The following is an 18709-nucleotide window of genomic DNA, read 5'->3' on the forward strand; positions in this document are numbered from 1 at the left end:
AACCTAACTCAATATAATAATTATACCTTACTTTTGGCTCCAGTCAACACAGTAATTTCTTCCGCTCCATTTTTTATAAGTTCATAAGCACAATAGAACGTTGTAGCTCCAGTTGTTACGACATCATCAATTATTAAAATTCTTTTATTCTTTATATTAATTTTATCAATAAACTTAAAGCATTCCCGCATATTTTCCCATCTCTCATCATGATTTAGTCCTATTTGATCTTCTGTTTGATGTATCTTTTTCAAGCAATCAATTATAGGTATATTTAAGCTATCACTTACTATTCTAGCTAGATATCTACTTTGATTATATCCTCTCTTTTTCATAGCACTTTTATTCATAGGAATATATGCTATGAAATCAAATTTTAGTTTTTCTCTTTTGACTAAATCTATCATATAGTTAGCTATAGTTTCTCCTGCCCTAAAATTACTTTTATATTTAAGTTTTAGGATCAGTTCCATCATTGCCCCCGAGTAGTATGATACACTATAACTTGTAATTTTTATATTGTTAAATTTTATATCAAAAGGATCATTACAGAATTTTATTCTCTTTTCACAGTCTGCACATATGTAATTGCAGTTGTACAGTTCCTTTTCACACAAAATACATTTCTCATCACCATCATATACTACTTGGAGTACACAATCCCACATAAACTTTAAAATCTTAATAATCCCATTTCCCATGCCTCTTTATTGAAATTTCTTGTTATATCTTTTGCTCTTTCCATATCTTCTGTTTCTTCATTAGCTAAAAATATAACTTCTCCTTTCGAATCTTTCTCCCCTCGTCCTACGCTTCCACAAAAATATATTAATTTTTTATAATTAAACTCAGGGTCATTAGCGAAGTATACCATAATATTTGAATCATTTATGTTACAAACGGTTTGCTCGAAATCATTTGTAATAAGTACCGTCTTTTTCATCTTCGACAGGTTTGTAATCAATTTTTTATTTAATTTATCTTTTGCAAAACATATTATATTTCTATTTAGAGTTCGACAATAATTGTTTATATAAGAATATACATTCTCTAATTTTTCTTCATCAGGGACGCATATAACAACTCTTTTATCACAATCTAAGAACCATTTTAGATATTCATATACTACAAATGGTATATCCTTATTTATGTTTATTCTTGTTACTATCGTCCTTGGTTCCACCATTGGACTTCTATTATCTTTTACGGGTAAAATTATTTCTCTTTCATTTTTTAATACACTCTCTATTGAATAAGCTATAAATTTAGTGTCCTCTTTAGATATTCTAGATACCAAATCTAGTATTTCATACTTATTATAAGTTGGGAAGCTTCTTATATCATCATAAATAATCAAGTCAAATTTTTCATCTATAGTTGAAGCATTTATAAAATTACATACCTTTAATCTTGAATTTAACCTTGCCTTTGATTTTCTTATATAGGCATAGTCCCTAAAATCTGTACGTTTTTTTATTAATTCTAATATATTAATACTTCCTGGCTCTTCATTTGTAATATAAATTACATTTTTCCCTCTTCTAACATAGTCCTGTATTGTTTTAAGAAATATCTCTGATGAATTGTAAGGAAGTGATATTACATTTAAGAAGCGTTCATATCCTCTACTCCAGTTCAATATCAAATTCCCAATTTTTTCTTTCTCATCATCTAGATTCTTCCTCTTTAACAAGAACATTTACTTCACTCTCCATTATATCCATTATTCTAAATTTTAATAGTGAATATCTTTCAAAACTTTTATTATTATTTATCATAAATTGCATAGCTTTCATATCTCCTACTAAAACAACCAGTTGCTTAGCTCTTGTGATAGCAGTATAAAGTAAGTTTCTGTTCATTAATAAAGGTGGTCCCATAAACATAGGTATGATGACTACTGGAAATTCACTTCCCTGGCTTTTATGTATTGTTATAGCATAAGCTAAATCAATCTCATCTAAATATATACTATCATATATAACTTTTCTTTCATCATCGAATACTACTGTTATTGTATCTTTTTCTTCATCTATATCATCTATATAGCCAACATCACCATTAAATATTCCTAAGCCTTCATTCTCACCTTCTCCTGCAACTCTAACCCATTTTAGTGAGTAATTATTCTTAGTCTGCATTATCTTATCCCCAACTCTAAATACTACATCTTTAAATTCCTTTTCTTTTTTATTTTCATCTTTTTTGTTTAAAATATCCTGAAGTTTTTTATTTAAGCTAGATATTCCTAGTACACCCTTTCTCATAGGCGATAATATCTGAATATGATGCATTTTATTCCAGAGTTTATTAAAATTAGGCAATCTTTTATCTATAAGCTCTATTACAGTATCACAAATTTTGTTTGGTTCTTCGCATTTTATAAAATAGAAGTCCTTATCTTTTTTATTAATAGCAGGGATTTCTCCTGCATTAATTTTATGAGCATTTACAACTATCATGCTTTCTTGAGATTGCCTAAATATATCTTTAAGCCTTACAACCTTTATGCATTTACTTTCTATTAGATCTCTAAGCACATTTCCTGGCCCAACAGAAGGAAGCTGATCAACATCTCCTACAATTATAAGTCTAGTCCCAAGGGATACAGCCTTTAGCAGATTATGCATAAGCGTAATATCTATCATAGATGCCTCATCAATAATTATAACGTCACATTCTAGTGGAGCATCCTCACCTCTTGTGAAAAGTAAATCATCATCACCTTCACTTACTCCCATTTCTAAAAGTCTATGTATAGTCTTAGCTTCCCTTCCAGTAGCCTCAGTCATTCTTTTTGCCGCTCTTCCTGTAGGTGCCCCCATAAATACCTTTAAACTTGCTTTTTCAAATATTTCAGTTATACAGTTTATTATGGTGGTCTTGCCGGTACCTGGTCCTCCCGTTATTATCTCTATCCCATTCTTTATAGCTCCACCTATGGCTTCTTTTTGTGATGCTGCAAATTCTATGCTGTTAGACTTCTCAAACTCCTCTATTTCCTTATCTATTTCAATTCCTATATCATCATACTTACTTAAGGCTAAAGTAAGTATTTTTTTAGTAACACCAAGTTCGCAATAATAATAAGGTAGCGAAAATACACATATTTCATCCTTCATCTTTTCTAACTTTATTTTCCCATTTATAGAGCTTTCATAAATGTTTTCTTCGAGCTCATCTTTTGAGACACCAAGCGTGTCTATCCCTTCTTTGATTAACTTTTCCATAGGCATGTATGTATTTCCTAAGCTGCAAAATTGACTTACCAAGTATCTTATTCCACTTTGTATTCTAAAAGGAGAGTTTGCTTCTACTCCTAAGCTTCTTGCTATTTTATCTGCTGTCTTAAATCCTATACCAGATATTTCTTCCGTTAAAATATATGGATTTTCTCTTACAAATTTTATAGAGTCTCCACCAAATCTTTTGTGTATTTTTACACATTGATTAGGAGTAACACCATAGGTCTGCAAAAAAACCATTATATTTCTTATCTCATGTTGCTTAGAATAGGATTCATTAATCAGCGCTATTTTCTTCTCTCCAATTCCCTCTATTTCTTTAAGTCTCTCTATATTATTATCTAATATATTTAAAGTTTCTTCCCCAAACTTCTCTACAATTTTTTTAGCCGTTACAGGTCCTATTCCAGCTATTATTCCTGATGACAAATATCTTTCTATGCCTACAATTGAGCTTGGCATTATTTCTTCACATAATTGTACTTTAAATTGTTGACCAAATTGAGGATGTAAAACCCATTCACCTATAATTTTCAAATTTTGACCTTCCGCTATGTAGGGTATACAGCCTACTATCGTTATTCTTTCATTTCCTTCTTTAACTTTTGCAACTACATACCCATTTTCTTCATTTTGAAAAATTATATCTTCTACAATCCCCTGTATTTCTTGCATAAAACCTCTCCTAATTTACTTTTTATTATAATTATAGCACATGATATTAATTTTTATAAAAAAAAAGCCCTTATGCTGCAAACATAAGAACTTTTTTATCTTTAATAATTATTTATTACATAAAACTTTTAATTTCTTCAACTTTACTTAAACCTTCCCATGGAACATTTACATCAGTTCTTCCAAAATGTCCATAAGCAGCTACCTGTCTGTACATTGGCTTTTTCAGATCTAAATCCTTTATAATAGCAGCAGGTCTTAAGTCAAATACCTTATTAACTATTTCAACAATCTTATCTTCTGCTATTTTTCCTGTTCCAAATGTGTCAACTGTTATAGATACAGGTTTTGCAACACCTATAGCATAAGCAAGTTGTATCTCTAATTTGTCAGCAACTCCTGCAGCAACAAGGTTTTTAGCAACCCATCTAGCAGCATACGCAGCTGATCTGTCAACCTTAGTTGGATCCTTTCCTGAGAAAGCACCACCACCGTGTCTTCCATATCCACCATAAGTGTCAACAATGATCTTTCTTCCTGTTAAGCCTGAATCTCCTTGTGGTCCTCCCACAACGAATCTTCCTGTTGGATTTATAAAGTACTTAGTAGCTTCATCTAATAAATTAGCTGGAATAACAGGCTTTATTACATGTTCAATCATATCTTTTTCTATTTGCTCACGTGTTGTTTCTGGATCATGTTGAGTTGAAATTACAATTGCATCTACTCTAACAGGCTTATCATCTTCATACTCAACAGTAACCTGTGTTTTTCCATCTGGTCTTAAATAAGCTAATGTTTCATTTTTTCTAACTTCAGCTAATCTTCTTGAAAGTTTATGAGATAAGCTTATTGGCATAGGCATATATTCAGCTGTCTCATTTGTTGCAAAACCAAACATCATTCCTTGGTCTCCTGCACCTATTGCCTCCATCTTATCCATTTGGCCCATCTTGGATTCAAGAGCCTCATCTACTCCCATAGCTATATCTGATGATTGTTCATCTATTGAAGTCATTACTGCACATGTATCACAGTCAAAACCAAATTTAGCTCTTGTATAGCCTATCTCTTCTATAGTTTTTCTAACTAGTTTAGGAATATCTACATAACAATTAGTTGATATTTCTCCCATAACCATAACCATACCTGTTGTAACCGCAGTTTCGCAAGCTACTCTACCATTTGGATCTTGTTCTAGTATTGAATCAAGAATAGCATCAGAAATTTGATCACATATCTTATCTGGATGTCCTTCTGTAACTGATTCGGACGTAAAAAGTCTTCTCATAATCTTATCCCTCCGTTTTATAAAAAAATAAAACCTCTTCAATAAGAAGAGGTTAAATTACTTAACTACTCTCTTATCTCGCAGACTCATACTGCAGGAATTGGCACCTTAGCTATAAGCCGGTTGCCGGGTTTCATCGGGCCCTTTCCCTCCACCTCTCTTGATAAGAGTTTATGTATTTAATTACATTCGTTAATGATATTAACATAGTTAAAACATGCTGTCAATATAAAATCCATAATAAAGTTTATATATTTTATGATATTTGAAGTATTTTTATTATATAAATAATGTTATGTGATAAATGTTATTAAAATATCCTATCACTACCTATATTGTATCACAAAAATATATAAAAATAAAACACTCCTATGAGTGTTTTATTTATGGTGGAGGAAGATGGATTCGAACCATCGAAGTCACTGACAACAGATTTACAGTCTGCCCCCTTTGGCCACTCGGGAATTCCTCCATATTTGGTGCTGGTTGCAAGAATCGAACTCGCGACCTACTGATTACAAGTCAGTTGCTCTACCTGCTGAGCTAAACCAGCATACCTTGTTTTGAAGTTTTTAACCGCTTCAACATGGATTAGTATACATTGTTATTATGTTATTTTCAAATCCAATTATAGCCTATTATGCGAATTTATAAGCACAATTCTCTATATATTTACGTTTTTCTCTATATTACTCTATAATTCAAATGCAAATTCTAGTTATGTGATTATACATTAAATATTACTTTTTACTCTCTTATTTCTTACTGCTCTACAACGTCCATATTAATGAATTTCTCTGCTACCAATTTAACCTTTTCATAGTCTTTATCAGATAACCTACTTTTGAGCAATTTTATAGTGTTTTTTATATCTTCATCACTTCCATTTTGAAGATATGTATTGATTTTTTCGTAATCTACAGCTGACAACTTTGCTGCTATAGATAACAGTTTCTCCTTGTCTGACAATGTAAGCTTATCCTTTATTTTCGACTTAGAAACCTTAAATACTGGAGTGCTGTCACTAGAATAATTAGCAGAATCTTTCTTTACATTTTCACTGGCAGTATCTTCTGAACTAATCTTTTTAGAGTTTTCTTTATCTTCAACTTTTTTAGCCTCTACAGCTTTGTCACTTTCTTCAAAAAATACCTTTTTATCCTGTTGAATTTTTTCACTTATTTCATTCATTTTGAAACTTTTATATGCGTCTGTTACTGCAATAGAATTTGCTTGATTGGTTTCATTTTTACCTTTATTCTCATCTTTACTTGCTTCTTTTTTTATATTGAAGTTTTGTTTTATGTTGTCATTTTGTTTTGAAGTATTATTATCGTTTATTACTTCTATTTTATCCTTATATATTTCTCCCTTTGTTCCTATTTTATCTGCAAATACCATTATTAAAACACAAACAGCCGTACACAAAATCGCTATAAAAGATAATATTGTTTTCTTCATAATATATACGCCCTCCTTGCACCTATATTATTATCTCTTTTTTTTCTTTTTTTATTCCTTTTTCTTAATATTTCTTAAGATAATTTCATATAAATTACTAAGGAGGTGTAGCTATTGAAAAGAGTGAAAGCTAACTATAAAAATCCGCTATCATACTATGATATTGCTTATTTTTTGAAAGATTATATTGATAAGAATACAATTGTAGTATGTATTGGCACTGATAGATGTATAGGAGACTGCCTTGGCCCTTTAGTTGGTACATTGCTTAAAGAGTCTAACTTTCCATTACCTGTATATGGCACAATCTCAGAGCCGATACATGCTTTAAATATTGATAAAAGACTAGATGAAATTAAACAGCTTCATCCTAATAACCATATAATAGGTATCGATGCCTGCTTAGGAGACTCTGATAGCATAGGAGAAATTCAAGCAAGGGATTACCCTGTTCATCCTGGAAAAGGTGTCGGTAAATCACTACCTAATGTAGGCGAAACCTCTATAATAGGTATAGTTGATTCTAACGATAATGATGAAATATTTAATAGTACTAGTATAAGACTAAGTTTAATTTTCAGTATGGCAAAGGTTGTAAGGGATTCATTAATTCATGCTTATTATCTATATAACAATGAAATAATAGTATAAAATAAAAAGCAAAATCTAGAGATTTTGCTTTTTATTTTATACTATTTATTTATATTCATTTAGAATAATTTTCTTCGCTAATCTATTAATGTTATGTCATCACCAGTAAAGGTAACTTCCATTTTATCTAAGTACTCCAATACCTTACCTGTTCCTAGAGCCACACAGGAAACAGCCTCTTCCGCAACATATACTGGAACCTTAGTTACTTCCTGTATTAGGCTACTGAGACCATTTAATAATGCTCCTCCACCAGTCATAACTATTCCTTTATCAGCTATATCTGCTGCTAATTCTGGAGGAGTTTTCTCTAACACTGAGTGAGTTGTTTCTGCTATTGCATTTACAGTTTCTCTTAATGCTTCCCTCATTTCATCTGAGGATACAGCTATATTTTTAGGAAGTCCAGTAATTAAATCTCTTCCTCTTATCTCCATAGTGACTTTTTCTTCTCTCTCAAATGCAGATCCTATATTTATCTTTAAATCTTCTGCAGTTCTTTCTCCAATCATAAGCTTGTGCTCTTTTCTTATATATCTCATTATAGCCTCATCGAACTTGTCTCCTGCAACCTTAATTGAAGCCCTTACAACGATTCCGCCTAAAGAAATAACTGCTACGTCTGTTGTACCTCCACCTATATCTATAACCATGTTTCCACTTGCCTTAGTTATATCAAGGCCTGCACCAATTGCAGCCGCCAAAGGCTCTTCTATTAAGAACACCTTTTTAGCACCTGCATTTTTAGCTGCATCAATTACAGCTCTTTTCTCTACTTCTGTAGCTTCACAAGGAACACAAACTACTACCCTTGGTGCTGACATTCTTTTTTTCCCACAAGCTTTAGTTATAAAATATTTTAACATTTTTTCAGTTATATCATAATCTGATATAACCCCATCCCTCAATGGACGAATCGCCACGATATTACCTGGCGTTCTACCTATCATTTGCCACGCTTCCTCGCCTACTGCTAAAACTTTATTTTTGCTTTTATCTATAGCAACTACTGAAGGTTCTTTTAATATTACTCCCCTTCCTTTAATATAAACGAGCACCGTAGCTGTACCTAAATCAATTCCCATATCGGTTCCTATACTGAAAAACATTCCTTAATTCACTCCTACTCTTCCCCAGAAATTTATCATTTTAATGACAAATTTGTCTATTTTATTATATCTTCATATTAATTATAATCGGAATGTTTTTAACCTTCAATAGCTTTATACTTCATTTTAGTTGCTTTTCCACCTCTTATATGTCTTTCGGCTTTATTATAATCTAATATAATTTTAGCCTCTTCAGCAATTTGAGGATTTATTTTAGGTAACCTTTCAGTCATATCTTTGTGTATTGTACTTTTGCTTACTCCAAAGACTTTAGCTGTTTTTCTTATTGTAGCTTTTGACCCTATAATATACCTTGCAACTTCTAAAACTCTTTCTTCAATGTAATCTTTCAAAGGTGGTACCTCCTTAACCCTTCTATATTTATAAATATGCTAATTTACATTTTTAAATTCATTGTATGGGCCATTTTCCGATAAACTCCTCGGAAAATGGCTAGAATTTTAATACTTTAAATACTTACTTGGATCAACAAAATCTTTTCCTTTTAAAACTGCAAAGTGTAAGTGATCACCATATTTTTCATAAGCTGCTCTTAGTGTACTCTTACCAACTACACCTATAGCTGTACCTTTTGTTACCGTCTGTCCTTTAGTAACCTTTACTTTTGGATCTAAATTTGAATAGACAGTTTTTATACCATTTTGATGGTTTATGATAACTTCCACTCCATCTTGTGTTGCACTGTTAACTTGCTCTACTTTTCCATCAGCAACAGCAAGAACCGGTTTTCCTAATTCTGCTTTTATATCATACCCAAGGTTAGGTCTATAACTTCCTGTAGAATCCCAAAATACAGGATCTTCGGAATAAGCTCTTGCTAAACTTCCTTCTACTGGTTTTTGAAATGCTACATTCACTGAATTGGAAACTCCTTGTGATTTAGTATCATTCTTAGGTACAACTATTTCTGGCTTAGTCTCTTTCTTTACCTGTAGAGCATTATCGTAATTTAAAGAAGGCTCATTTCCAGCCTTAGCTGTCTCCTTGTTTTGTTTTTGTTGTACTGAATTACTTTGTTGCACTGGCGTATTATCTGTATGTTTATTATTTCTAGCTGTTAAAGCAGCCACTGTAGCGACAATACACAAACAAACAAATAGTATTACGTAAAAGCCCTCTTTCTTTAAAAAGTTTAATGTTTTGTTGAAAAATTTTTTATCCATACGAACACCTCCTTTTTGTAGTTTGTCCAGACAATAGAAAAAAATACATATTTTTCATAAATTTTTTTCTATTATTTTCTATATTTTTTTACATTTTTTTCAAGACAAAAAGAAATAAAACAGATTAGAATCCTTATTAACTCTAATCTGCTTTTTAATAGCATTTTTATAAGTATTATTTCATTTTTGTAATTTCCACACCGCTATAATAGTGCTGTAATATTTCTTTATAGTTCTTGCCTTGTTTTGCCATTGCATTAGCTCCCCACTGACTCATTCCTACTCCGTGTCCATAGCCAGTGCAACTTATCTCCACATTGCTGGAGTTAAATTTAATTTTAAAGTTAGTAGAATTTAGTCCCATAATAGTTCTGAACTTCACCCCTGATATTGTTGTTTTACCGAGTCTGATTTCTTTTACAGATCCACTTTCGTTCCTGCTTTTTATTTCTATTTGATTTCTAACATTTAATAAGCTTATATCAGTGTTAGAATACTCCGCATTAATTTTTTTTATGAACTCTAAATAAGACATTTTTACAACACTTTTAAACTTTGGCGCAGCTTCTTCCCCAGGGCTTTCTACACTTTTCAAATAAGGCTTGTTATCTTTAAAAACATCTAATGCATTTTCTGTTTTGCCCCCACTTACTGCAAAGAAAAGAGGCTCATCTATAATCCTTCCATCATATACCAAAGCCTCTCCTGAAGTATCCTTTACGGCTTCAGTTATCTTATTCCAATATTCTTCTCTCTTACTTGCAGGCCATGTTTTTAACCTATCATCTTTATTTGTAAATACTTGACACTGCACTGTATCGCATACATTAGCACCTGTATTGCTTTTGTATTTTTTGCCTCCATACTCTTCCATATGTGCTAGTGCGAAGGTCCTAGCTGCTACAGCTTGTGCCTTTAGTGCCTCAATTTCAAATTCAACAGGCACTTCTGCAGCAACAACACCTCTAACATATTCTTCAAGATACATTTCAACTACTCTATTCTCTTTAGTTATATATACCTTTATCTTCGGTACTCCCACATTATTTTCGTTAAATGCTATGTCATTAGATTTCATTAAAAATCTAGGTATAATAGATTTCACTACATTGCCGCTTCCCTCTCCGAATCCTACTAATGCTAATGAAAGAATTATGATAAAACTTGTACTTATTAATATTAGCAAAAAAAATCTTTTCAAATGTATTGGAATACTCATGCCTCTTCTCATATATGTATCTCCTTACTTTTGTAAAATATAACATTATATTTTTATTACTTACATTTGAAAATTATTACTATATTTCATCTCTTAAATATTGGTAATAAAAAAGAGAAGATATTCGTTCTAATCTTCTCTTTTATCTCATATATTAATACCGTGGGAATTTACATCTTTGCTCTCTCAATGTCAGCACCTAACCCCTTCAGTTTTTTCTCTATGTTAACATACCCTCTATCTACATGGTATATATCTGTAACTTCTGTTTCTCCTTCTGCAGCTAATCCGCAAAGTACTAGCGCTGCACCTGCTCTTAAATCTGTCGCTCTAACTTCTGCGCCAGTTAATCTATCAACGCCTTCTATGACAGCACTTCTACCATCAATTTTAATATTAGCTCCCATTCTTTTCATTTCTGATGCATGCATAAATCTATTTTCAAAAATTGTTTCTGTTATAATGCTAGTTCCATGTACTGTACATAAAAGCCCTGAAAGTTGTGACTGCATATCCGTTGGAAATCCCGGATAAGGCATGGTCTTAATATCGATCGGCTTCAAGTCCCTATCTCCATCTATTACCATGCTATTCCCCTCTATTTTAATATTAACTCCTGCTTCTGTTAACTTAGCAATTACAGGTTTTAAATGGCGCTCATCTATCCCATTTATTTTAATTTTACTCCTAGTTATTGCAGCAGCAGTCATAAATGTTCCAGCTTCTATTCTATCGTATATTGGTTTATGTGTTGTTCCTTTTAAATTTTTTACTCCAATAATATGGATAGTACCTGATCCTGCTCCAATAATATTTGCTCCCATACTGTTCAAAAACTTTGCTAAGTCCTCAATTTCCGGCTCCTCAGCTGCGTTTTCTATAGTAGTTTCACCTTCTGCCATTACTGCTGCCATCATAATGTTCTCAGTGGCCCCTACTGAAGGAAAATCCAAGTAAATTTTGTTTCCTATAAGTTTTTTAGCCTGAGCTTCAACATAACCATGCCCAACGCTCACTTCTGCACCTAATGCACTGAATCCTTTCAAGTGCAAATCTATAGGCCTTGTTCCTATATTACAACCTCCTGGAAGTGATAATCTAAACTTGCCAAACCTCGAAATCATAGCTCCCATAATCAAAAAAGATGCCCTCATTTTCTTTACCAGCTCACTAGAAGCTTCGCAATCTTTAATATTTGATGAATCGATTAAGATTCTATTTGTTTTACTATCTATATCTATTTCTGTTGAAATAGTTCTAAGCACATCGCTAATAACAAAAACATCCTCAAGCATTGGAGCTGATTCTATTATACACTTATCACCACTTAGTATACTAGCTGCTATAATTGGTAATACAGAATTCTTAGCAGTACTTATGTTTACCTCACCCTCTAGCCTTTTTCCTCCTCTAACTATTATCTTATCCATAACTATCCTCCATTCTACAATTGCTAATATGTTACAATTATTTCCGGTGTTCCAATAATTATATAGCTACCTGAAGAGTATTTACAGACAGCATAATTAAAATCTATTGATTTACCATCACTTTGTGTAGAATCATAATTTCTTGTATATGCTGTTGTACTATATCCATTTTCTAATTCAATAGTATTTATGTTAGATGCCTTATATTTTTTTAAAAGCATTAATATTTCTTTATTTGCATCTGCTATGTTATCACTTGGAATTTTTGCTTTTAAATACTGAAAATATTTAGCATGAATTTGCTTATTCTTAAGACAATCGTGAATTTTATTTTTTAAATCCTCTAAATCATTTTTATCATCTTTTTTCACAATATTTACTGTTACAAAATTATGATTTTCATATGTAGTAGTTTCTATGTACCCACTTACATCATTTTTTTCAAATTCTACACAGTAAACCTTTCCGTTTTTCAATATGCTTTTATTCAATCCGTCATAGAAGTTTAGGCTCCGCAATATATAATCTGAGATTTCCTCACCATTTTCCTCTGTTGTAAAATTTGAAGTTATACCATACTCTACAGTTTTACCCTTAACCCTCATCAAAGACTCTTCAAATAGATTAGTATCTTTGCTTGCCATTGGAAAATCAGCAGAAGAAAATATAACTCCTACTATTGCAAGTATGATTATTAAAATAATCTTCTTTCTCATTATATTTGCTCTTAGGATAATACCCATAGAGCGCACCCCCCTTTTGTGTTATACCTAAATTATGTACAACTAACTAGAGGGTTATTCAATTACATTTAATTATTAACAATTTTTACATAAAACAAAGCAAATTTATCTATGGTCTACAAAATCAATAAAATCATACCTAAAGTTCGTCTTATTTTAATATATTATCAATATATAGAATTCTATAAAAAAATGTGCAAAAATTAAAAATACTTTATCGCAAAAATAACACGAAACAAATGTTTCGTGTTATTCAAATAGTTATCCTATTGCAACTTTAATCTAGCAAGAGCTCTTGATAAAGCTAACTCAGCTCTTCTTATATCAAGATTATCGTGGTTTTTATCTTTTAATCTTTCTTCTGCTCTTTTTCTAGCTTCTTCAGCTCTTTTAAAGTCAATTTCCTCAGGCCATTCGCATACATCACATAGAATTCTGACTTCATTATCTTTTACTTCCATAATTCCAGTTGAAGTGAATACTTTAATTTGCTTTCCACCTTTTTCAGTAATTTCTGTAACACCTGGTCTTAATGTTGTTACTAAAGGCATGTGATCAGCAAGTATCCCTACACGGCCTTGAGTGCTGTCTGTTATTATTTCTATAACTTCACCAGTATAAAATTCCTTTTCAGGAGTAAGGATATTTAACTTTAAAGCATCTGCCATATTAATCTCCTTCTCACAAGTAATGTGAACAACTCCAAAACTAGAGCTTCCTGTTTCTAAGAACATACACTTAAAACAAGACTATATTGTTCTCCACAGGCTTCAATTCGGGCAGTTCCTACCCTACTACACATATACATAAAGTTAGACAGTATATACTGTCTAACTTTATAATTAAATATTAACTTTCCATCATAGCCTTTGCTTTTTCTGCTACTTCTTCTATAGTTCCTGCAAATAAGAATGCTGCTTCTGGTAAATTATCGTATTTACCATCAAGTATTTCTCTAAATCCTCTTACAGTTTCTTTTATAGGAACATATGCACCCTTCATTCCTGTAAACTGTTCAGCAACAGTAAATGGTTGGGATAAGAATCTTTGAATTCTTCTAGCTCTTATAACTACTAATCTATCTGTTTCTGAAAGTTCATCTACACCAAGAATTGCTATTATATCTTGTAATTCTCTGTATCTCTGAAGTATATGCTTAACATCTGAAGCTACAGCATAATGTTCATCTCCAACTATTCTTGGATCAAGAATTCTTGAACTTGACTCTAGTGGGTCAACTGCAGGGTATATTCCAAGTTCAGATATAGCTCTTGAAAGAACTGTTGTAGCATCAAGGTGAGAGAATGTAGTTGCTGGTGCTGGGTCAGTCAAGTCATCGGCAGGTACATATACAGCCTGAACGGATGTAATAGAACCTTGCTTTGTTGAAGTTATTCTTTCTTGAAGAGCACCCATTTCAGTTGCAAGTGTTGGTTGATATCCAACGGCACTTGGTATTCTTCCAAGTAGAGCTGAAACCTCTGAACCAGCTTGTGTAAATCTGAATATGTTATCTATAAATAGAAGCACATCCTGACCTTGATCTCTGAAATATTCAGCCATAGTAAGACCTGTTAGAGCAACTCTCATTCTAGCTCCAGGCGGCTCATTCATCTGACCAAATACCAATGCAGTTTTATCGATAACTCCAGATTCCTTCATTTCATAATAAAGGTCATTACCTTCTCTTGTTCTTTCTCCAACACCTGTAAATACTGATAGACCACCGTGTTGTTTTGCTATGTTATTTATTAATTCCTGAATAAGAACTGTTTTACCAACTCCTGCACCACCAAATAGTCCTATTTTTCCACCTCTTTGGTATGGTGCAAGAAGATCTATAACCTTAATACCAGTTTCAAACATCTCTGGTTCTACAGATTGATCTTCGAAACTTGGTGCTGGTCTATGAATAGGATAAAATGTATTCGCAACAACTTCTCCCGCTTCATCAATTGGCTGTCCTAATAAGTTGAAAAGTCTTCCTAAAACTGGTTCTCCAACTGGTACAGATATAGGTGCTCCCGTATCAACAGCCTCCATATCCCTCTTTAAACCATCTGTTGCTTCCATAGATATTGTTCTAACGATATCGTCTCCAACATGCTGAGCTACTTCTGCTATAAGTTTTTTATCGCCTACATTTATCTCTATGGAGTTATATATGTTAGGAAGGTTTTCTGTGCTAAACTTTATATCTACTACAGGTCCTATAACCTGAACAACTTTGCCTACGTTTGGCATTAGTAGTGTCCCTCCTTACTTTTGAGCCTCTGCTCCTCCGACTATTTCGGATATTTCTTGAGTTATAGCACTTTGTCTTTCTCTATTGTATTTAAGGTTAAGTGCATCTAATAACTCATTAGCATTCTTTGTTGCTCCATCCATTGCAGTCATTCTTGAACCTTGCTCACTTGCCTTCGAATGAAGCATAAAGTTTAATATTTGTTGTTTTAATTGCATAACTATTACTTCATCTATCATTTCATCAATAGATGGTTCAAACTTAACAAAACGTTTTTTTACTTCTGAATCTTTACTTTCTAAAGGAAGTATTTTCTCTACAGTAACCACCTGTTTTACAGTAGAATAAAACTTCGTATATATTACATAAACCTCTCCAACTTCAGAATTGCGATACATATCTAACACTTTATATGTAATAGCACTTGCCTCTTGTAGTGTAGGAACATCCGGTATATCTACATACTCTGCGGTAGTTTTAAAGTTCAACCTATTAAAGTACATTCTTCCCTTTTGACCTACTGAAAGTAATAAAGAGTTTTCTTTATCTTTTGCTATTGTTTCTGCTGCTTTATTTACAACATTGGCATTAAATCCTCCGCAAAGTCCTGTGTCTGAGTTTAGTGTAATATAAAGCTTTTTTCTACCTTTATTACCATGTATATAAATACTGTTTTCCTCAGCACCGTTTACAAATTGACTAATAACAGCACTAAAGGATTGAGAGTATTTATCATTTAACTCAAGCTTATTTCTAACCTTTCTGAGTTTAGAGGTGGCAATAAGTCCCATGGCTTTTGTTATTTTCTGGGTACTGGTTATTGATTTAATTCTTCTCTTAATTGCAACAAGTCCTGCCCCTGCCATACTTCACCTCCCGCAAAGGAAAAATTATGCCTCTGCTAAAAATATTTTTTTATATTCTTCTATAGCATCACTAAGTCTTTTGCTTAAGTCATCAGATAGAACTTTCTTTTCTACTATTTCCTGACCTATTTCTTTATAGTGTGTATCCATATATTCTATGAAGCCTTTTTCAAATTCGCCAATTTTATCAACTGGAACATCCATTAGGTGTTCTTTAACACCTGCATAAAGAATCATTATTTGCTTTTCTACTGGTACAGGCTTGTATTGTGGTTGTTTTAATATTTCTGTAAGCCTTTTACCTTTTTCAAGTCTTCTCTTTGATTCTTTATCAAGGTCTGAACCAAATTGAGCAAAAGCAGCAAGTTCTCTATATTGTGCAAGGTCAAGTCTTAATGATCCTGCAACCTGTTTCATAGCTTTTATTTGAGCGTTACCACCAACTCTGGATACGGATATACCAGCATTAACAGCTGGTCTTTGTCCTGCGTAGAATAACTCGGACTCAAGGAATATCTGTCCATCTGTTATAGAAATAACGTTAGTTGGTATATATGCTGTAACGTCTCCTGCAAGAGTTTCTATTATAGGAAGCGCTGTAAGCGATCCTCCACCAAGCTTATCTGAAAGCTTTGCTGCTCTTTCAAGAAGTCTTGAGTGTACATAGAATACGTCTCCAGGATATGCTTCTCTTCCTGGTGGTCTACGAAGTAATAATGACATTGTTCTATAAGCAACAGCGTGCTTAGACAAATCATCATATACTATAAGTACATCTTTCCCTTGACCCATGAAATGTTCACCCATTGTACAACCAGCATATGGTGAAAGATATTGCAATGGAGCTGATTCTGATGCAGTAGCTGATACAACTATTGTATAGTCCATAGCGCCCATTTCTGTAAGGTTATTAACTATATGTGCAACAGTTGACTGCTTTTGTCCTATAGCAACATATATACATATAACGTCTTTACCTTTTTGGTTTATTATTGTATCTGTAGCTATCGCAGTTTTACCTGTCTGTCTGTCTCCTATTATAAGTTCTCTTTGACCTTTTCCAATTGGTATCATTGAGTCTATAGCTTTTAAACCTGTTTGCAATGGCTGTTTAACAGACTGTCTTGTTATAACTCCAGGAGCTATAAGTTCAACTGGTCTTGTCTCTGTTGTTTTTATTGGTCCTTTTCCATCTATAGGCTGTCCTAATGCGTTTACAACCCTACCAATAATTGCATCGCCAACTGGCACTTCAACAACTTTTCCAGTCCTCTTAACTATATCTCCTTCTTTTATACCTTTTTCAGAACCCAAAAGAACGCAACCAACGTTGTCCTGTTCAAGGTTTAGAGCCATACCATAAACATCATTTGGGAACTCTAAAAGTTCTCCTGCCATACATTCACTAAGACCATAAACTCTGGCTATACCATCACCTACTTGAATTATTGTACCTGAATCAACTGTCTCGATTTTCTTTTCATATTTTTGAATTTCTTGTTTGATAATTGAAGTTATTTCTTCAGGTTTTATGTTCATAGGCTCACCTCTATTCTCTCTTAAGCATTAATTTTTTCATTTCATCAATCTTAGATTTTACTGTTCCATCTATTACTTCATTGTTAACCTGAACATAGACGCCTCCAAGTATACTTGGATCCAACTCTTCTTCCAGTAAAATCTTCTTATCGAATTTTTTTTCAAGTTTTTCGATTAGACTATTCTTCTCATCATCTTGCAGTGAAACAACTGTTTTAACCTTAGCTATAACAGTATTATTTCTCTCAAGATTTATTTTTTCCATTTCCCTAAGTTTACCTTCGAGCTCTAAGATTCTGCCTTTATCTATTAATACAAGTAAAAAAGATAGTAAATCCTCATCTATTTTACCTTTAAATATATCAGAAAATAGTTTCTTTTTGCTTGAAGTACTAACTTGAGGATGTCTGATGAGCTCCATAAAGTCTCCATCATTATTCATAAGGGCTACAATATTTTTTAAGTCTTCTAAATACTGTTCTACTTTTCCTTTTTCCTCTGCAACTTTATAAAGTGCAAGAGCGTATCTCCTATCTAAATATTCATGCATAGTTAGATACCTACCTTAGCTATAAAATCCTTTATAAGTCTCCTGTGTTGTTCTTCATCAATAGATTCTTCTAAAGCTTTTGAAGATATTAAAACAGCTAAGTCTACAACCTGACCCTTTATTTCGTCAGCAGCTTTGTCTTTTTCTCTACCTGCTTCCGTTCTTGCTCTCTCGATTATAGTTGCAGCTTCTTCACGAGCTTCATTTAGTAATTCTGAGGAAACTTTTTCGGCTTTTATTTTATATTCTTCTACTATAGTCTTACCCTGTTCTCTAGCTTGTTTTAAGTTAGTTTCATTTTCTATTCTTAGCTCTTCAGCTTTTTTCATATCTTCTTCAGTTTTATTGATTTTATTAATTATTTCATTTTGTCTGCCATTAATAGTGTCATTAACTCTATTGAATAGAAAATGCCTTAGGATAAGGAATAGTATTCCAAAGTTTATTATAGTAGCAATAAGTTGAGGAATATGTATCTCCATACTATTATAAAAGCCTCCC

At 32.6% G+C, this 18709-nt stretch carries 18 protein-coding genes, 2 tRNA genes and 1 riboswitch; of the genes, 1 reads left to right on the forward strand and 19 read right to left on the reverse strand.

Annotated features, from left to right (window positions below; translation table 11 throughout):
* Positions 1–20 precede the first annotated feature (20 nt).
* The 7 genes from I6U51_RS15085 to I6U51_RS15115 form a co-directional block, all read right to left on the reverse strand.
* Positions 21–701, reverse strand: coding sequence for a ComF family protein (locus tag I6U51_RS15085; protein WP_211143424.1), 681 nt, complete (start codon positions 699–701; stop codon positions 21–23).
* Positions 674–1699: a hypothetical protein gene (locus I6U51_RS15090; protein WP_211143425.1), complete on the reverse strand. Its 1026-nt coding sequence runs from the start codon at positions 1697–1699 to the stop codon at positions 674–676. Before I6U51_RS15090 ends, I6U51_RS15085 begins: the two co-directional genes overlap by 28 nt.
* Positions 1668–3920 carry an SF1B family DNA helicase RecD2 gene (recD2, locus tag I6U51_RS15095; RefSeq protein ID WP_211143426.1) on the reverse strand — a complete coding sequence of 751 codons (2253 nt, stop codon included), beginning with the start codon at positions 3918–3920 and terminating at the stop codon, positions 1668–1670. Before recD2 ends, I6U51_RS15090 begins: the two co-directional genes overlap by 32 nt.
* A 115-nt stretch (positions 3921–4035) precedes the next feature.
* Positions 4036–5211, reverse strand: a complete 1176-nt coding sequence (metK, locus tag I6U51_RS15100) for a methionine adenosyltransferase (protein WP_211143427.1) — start codon at positions 5209–5211, stop codon at positions 4036–4038.
* A 70-nt stretch (positions 5212–5281) separates the two neighbouring features.
* Positions 5282–5381, reverse strand: a riboswitch (SAM riboswitch).
* A 217-nt stretch (positions 5382–5598) separates the two neighbouring features.
* Positions 5599–5683, reverse strand: a tRNA-Tyr gene (locus I6U51_RS15105).
* Between the two features lie 5 nt (positions 5684–5688).
* A tRNA-Thr gene (locus I6U51_RS15110) sits at positions 5689–5764 on the reverse strand.
* 209 nt (positions 5765–5973) lie between these two features.
* On the reverse strand, positions 5974–6672 hold the full coding sequence (locus I6U51_RS15115) for a hypothetical protein (protein ID WP_211143428.1): 699 nt from the start codon (positions 6670–6672) through the stop codon (positions 5974–5976).
* A 114-nt stretch (positions 6673–6786) separates the two neighbouring features.
* Here I6U51_RS15115 and yyaC point away from each other — a divergent pair, with 114 nt between their 5' ends.
* On the forward strand, positions 6787–7323 hold the full coding sequence (gene yyaC, locus I6U51_RS15120) for a spore protease YyaC (RefSeq protein WP_211143429.1): 537 nt from the start codon (positions 6787–6789) through the stop codon (positions 7321–7323).
* 77 nt (positions 7324–7400) lie between these two features.
* On the opposite strand, the gene mreB is transcribed toward yyaC, so the two are convergent.
* From mreB to I6U51_RS15180, 12 genes are all read right to left on the reverse strand, one after another.
* Positions 7401–8432 (reverse strand): rod shape-determining protein, encoded by a 1032-nt coding sequence (gene mreB / locus I6U51_RS15125; RefSeq protein WP_211143430.1) that lies wholly within the window; start codon positions 8430–8432, stop codon positions 7401–7403.
* 98 nt (positions 8433–8530) lie between these two features.
* Positions 8531–8785, reverse strand: coding sequence for a sporulation transcriptional regulator SpoIIID (gene spoIIID / locus I6U51_RS15130; protein ID WP_211143431.1), 255 nt, complete (start codon positions 8783–8785; stop codon positions 8531–8533).
* A gap of 108 nt (positions 8786–8893) precedes the next feature.
* Positions 8894–9616, reverse strand: a complete 723-nt coding sequence (locus I6U51_RS15135; protein WP_211143432.1) for a M23 family metallopeptidase — start codon at positions 9614–9616, stop codon at positions 8894–8896.
* Positions 9617–9791: 175 nt separating this feature from the next.
* Positions 9792–10847, reverse strand: a complete 1056-nt coding sequence (gene spoIID, locus I6U51_RS15140; protein WP_246517379.1) for a stage II sporulation protein D — start codon at positions 10845–10847, stop codon at positions 9792–9794.
* A 158-nt stretch (positions 10848–11005) separates the two neighbouring features.
* Positions 11006–12265 carry a UDP-N-acetylglucosamine 1-carboxyvinyltransferase gene (gene murA, locus I6U51_RS15145; RefSeq protein WP_211143433.1) on the reverse strand — a complete coding sequence of 420 codons (1260 nt, stop codon included), beginning with the start codon at positions 12263–12265 and terminating at the stop codon, positions 11006–11008.
* Positions 12266–12288: 23 nt separating this feature from the next.
* Entirely contained in the window at positions 12289–13008 is a 720-nt protein-coding gene (locus tag I6U51_RS15150) for a YwmB family TATA-box binding protein (protein ID WP_211143434.1), read from the reverse strand.
* A 266-nt stretch (positions 13009–13274) separates the two neighbouring features.
* Positions 13275–13676 carry a F0F1 ATP synthase subunit epsilon gene (locus tag I6U51_RS15155; RefSeq protein ID WP_211143492.1) on the reverse strand — a complete coding sequence of 134 codons (402 nt, stop codon included), beginning with the start codon at positions 13674–13676 and terminating at the stop codon, positions 13275–13277.
* Between the two features lie 181 nt (positions 13677–13857).
* Positions 13858–15252 (reverse strand): F0F1 ATP synthase subunit beta, encoded by a 1395-nt coding sequence (gene atpD, locus I6U51_RS15160; RefSeq protein ID WP_211143435.1) that lies wholly within the window; start codon positions 15250–15252, stop codon positions 13858–13860.
* A gap of 15 nt (positions 15253–15267) precedes the next feature.
* On the reverse strand, positions 15268–16119 hold the full coding sequence (atpG, locus tag I6U51_RS15165; protein WP_211143436.1) for an ATP synthase F1 subunit gamma: 852 nt from the start codon (positions 16117–16119) through the stop codon (positions 15268–15270).
* 24 nt (positions 16120–16143) lie between these two features.
* On the reverse strand, positions 16144–17658 hold the full coding sequence (atpA, locus tag I6U51_RS15170) for a F0F1 ATP synthase subunit alpha (RefSeq protein WP_211143437.1): 1515 nt from the start codon (positions 17656–17658) through the stop codon (positions 16144–16146).
* A gap of 10 nt (positions 17659–17668) precedes the next feature.
* Entirely contained in the window at positions 17669–18208 is a 540-nt protein-coding gene (locus I6U51_RS15175) for a F0F1 ATP synthase subunit delta (RefSeq protein WP_211143438.1), read from the reverse strand.
* A 2-nt stretch (positions 18209–18210) separates the two neighbouring features.
* The gene (locus tag I6U51_RS15180; protein WP_211143439.1) at positions 18211–18690 is read right to left on the reverse strand and encodes a F0F1 ATP synthase subunit B; all 480 of its coding nucleotides are present in this window, start codon (positions 18688–18690) and stop codon (positions 18211–18213) included.
* Between the last annotated feature and the right edge of the window lie 19 nt (positions 18691–18709).

The organism is Clostridium aciditolerans, assembly GCF_016316925.1.
Lineage (GTDB): Bacteria > Bacillota > Clostridia > Clostridiales > Clostridiaceae > Clostridium_AM > Clostridium_AM aciditolerans.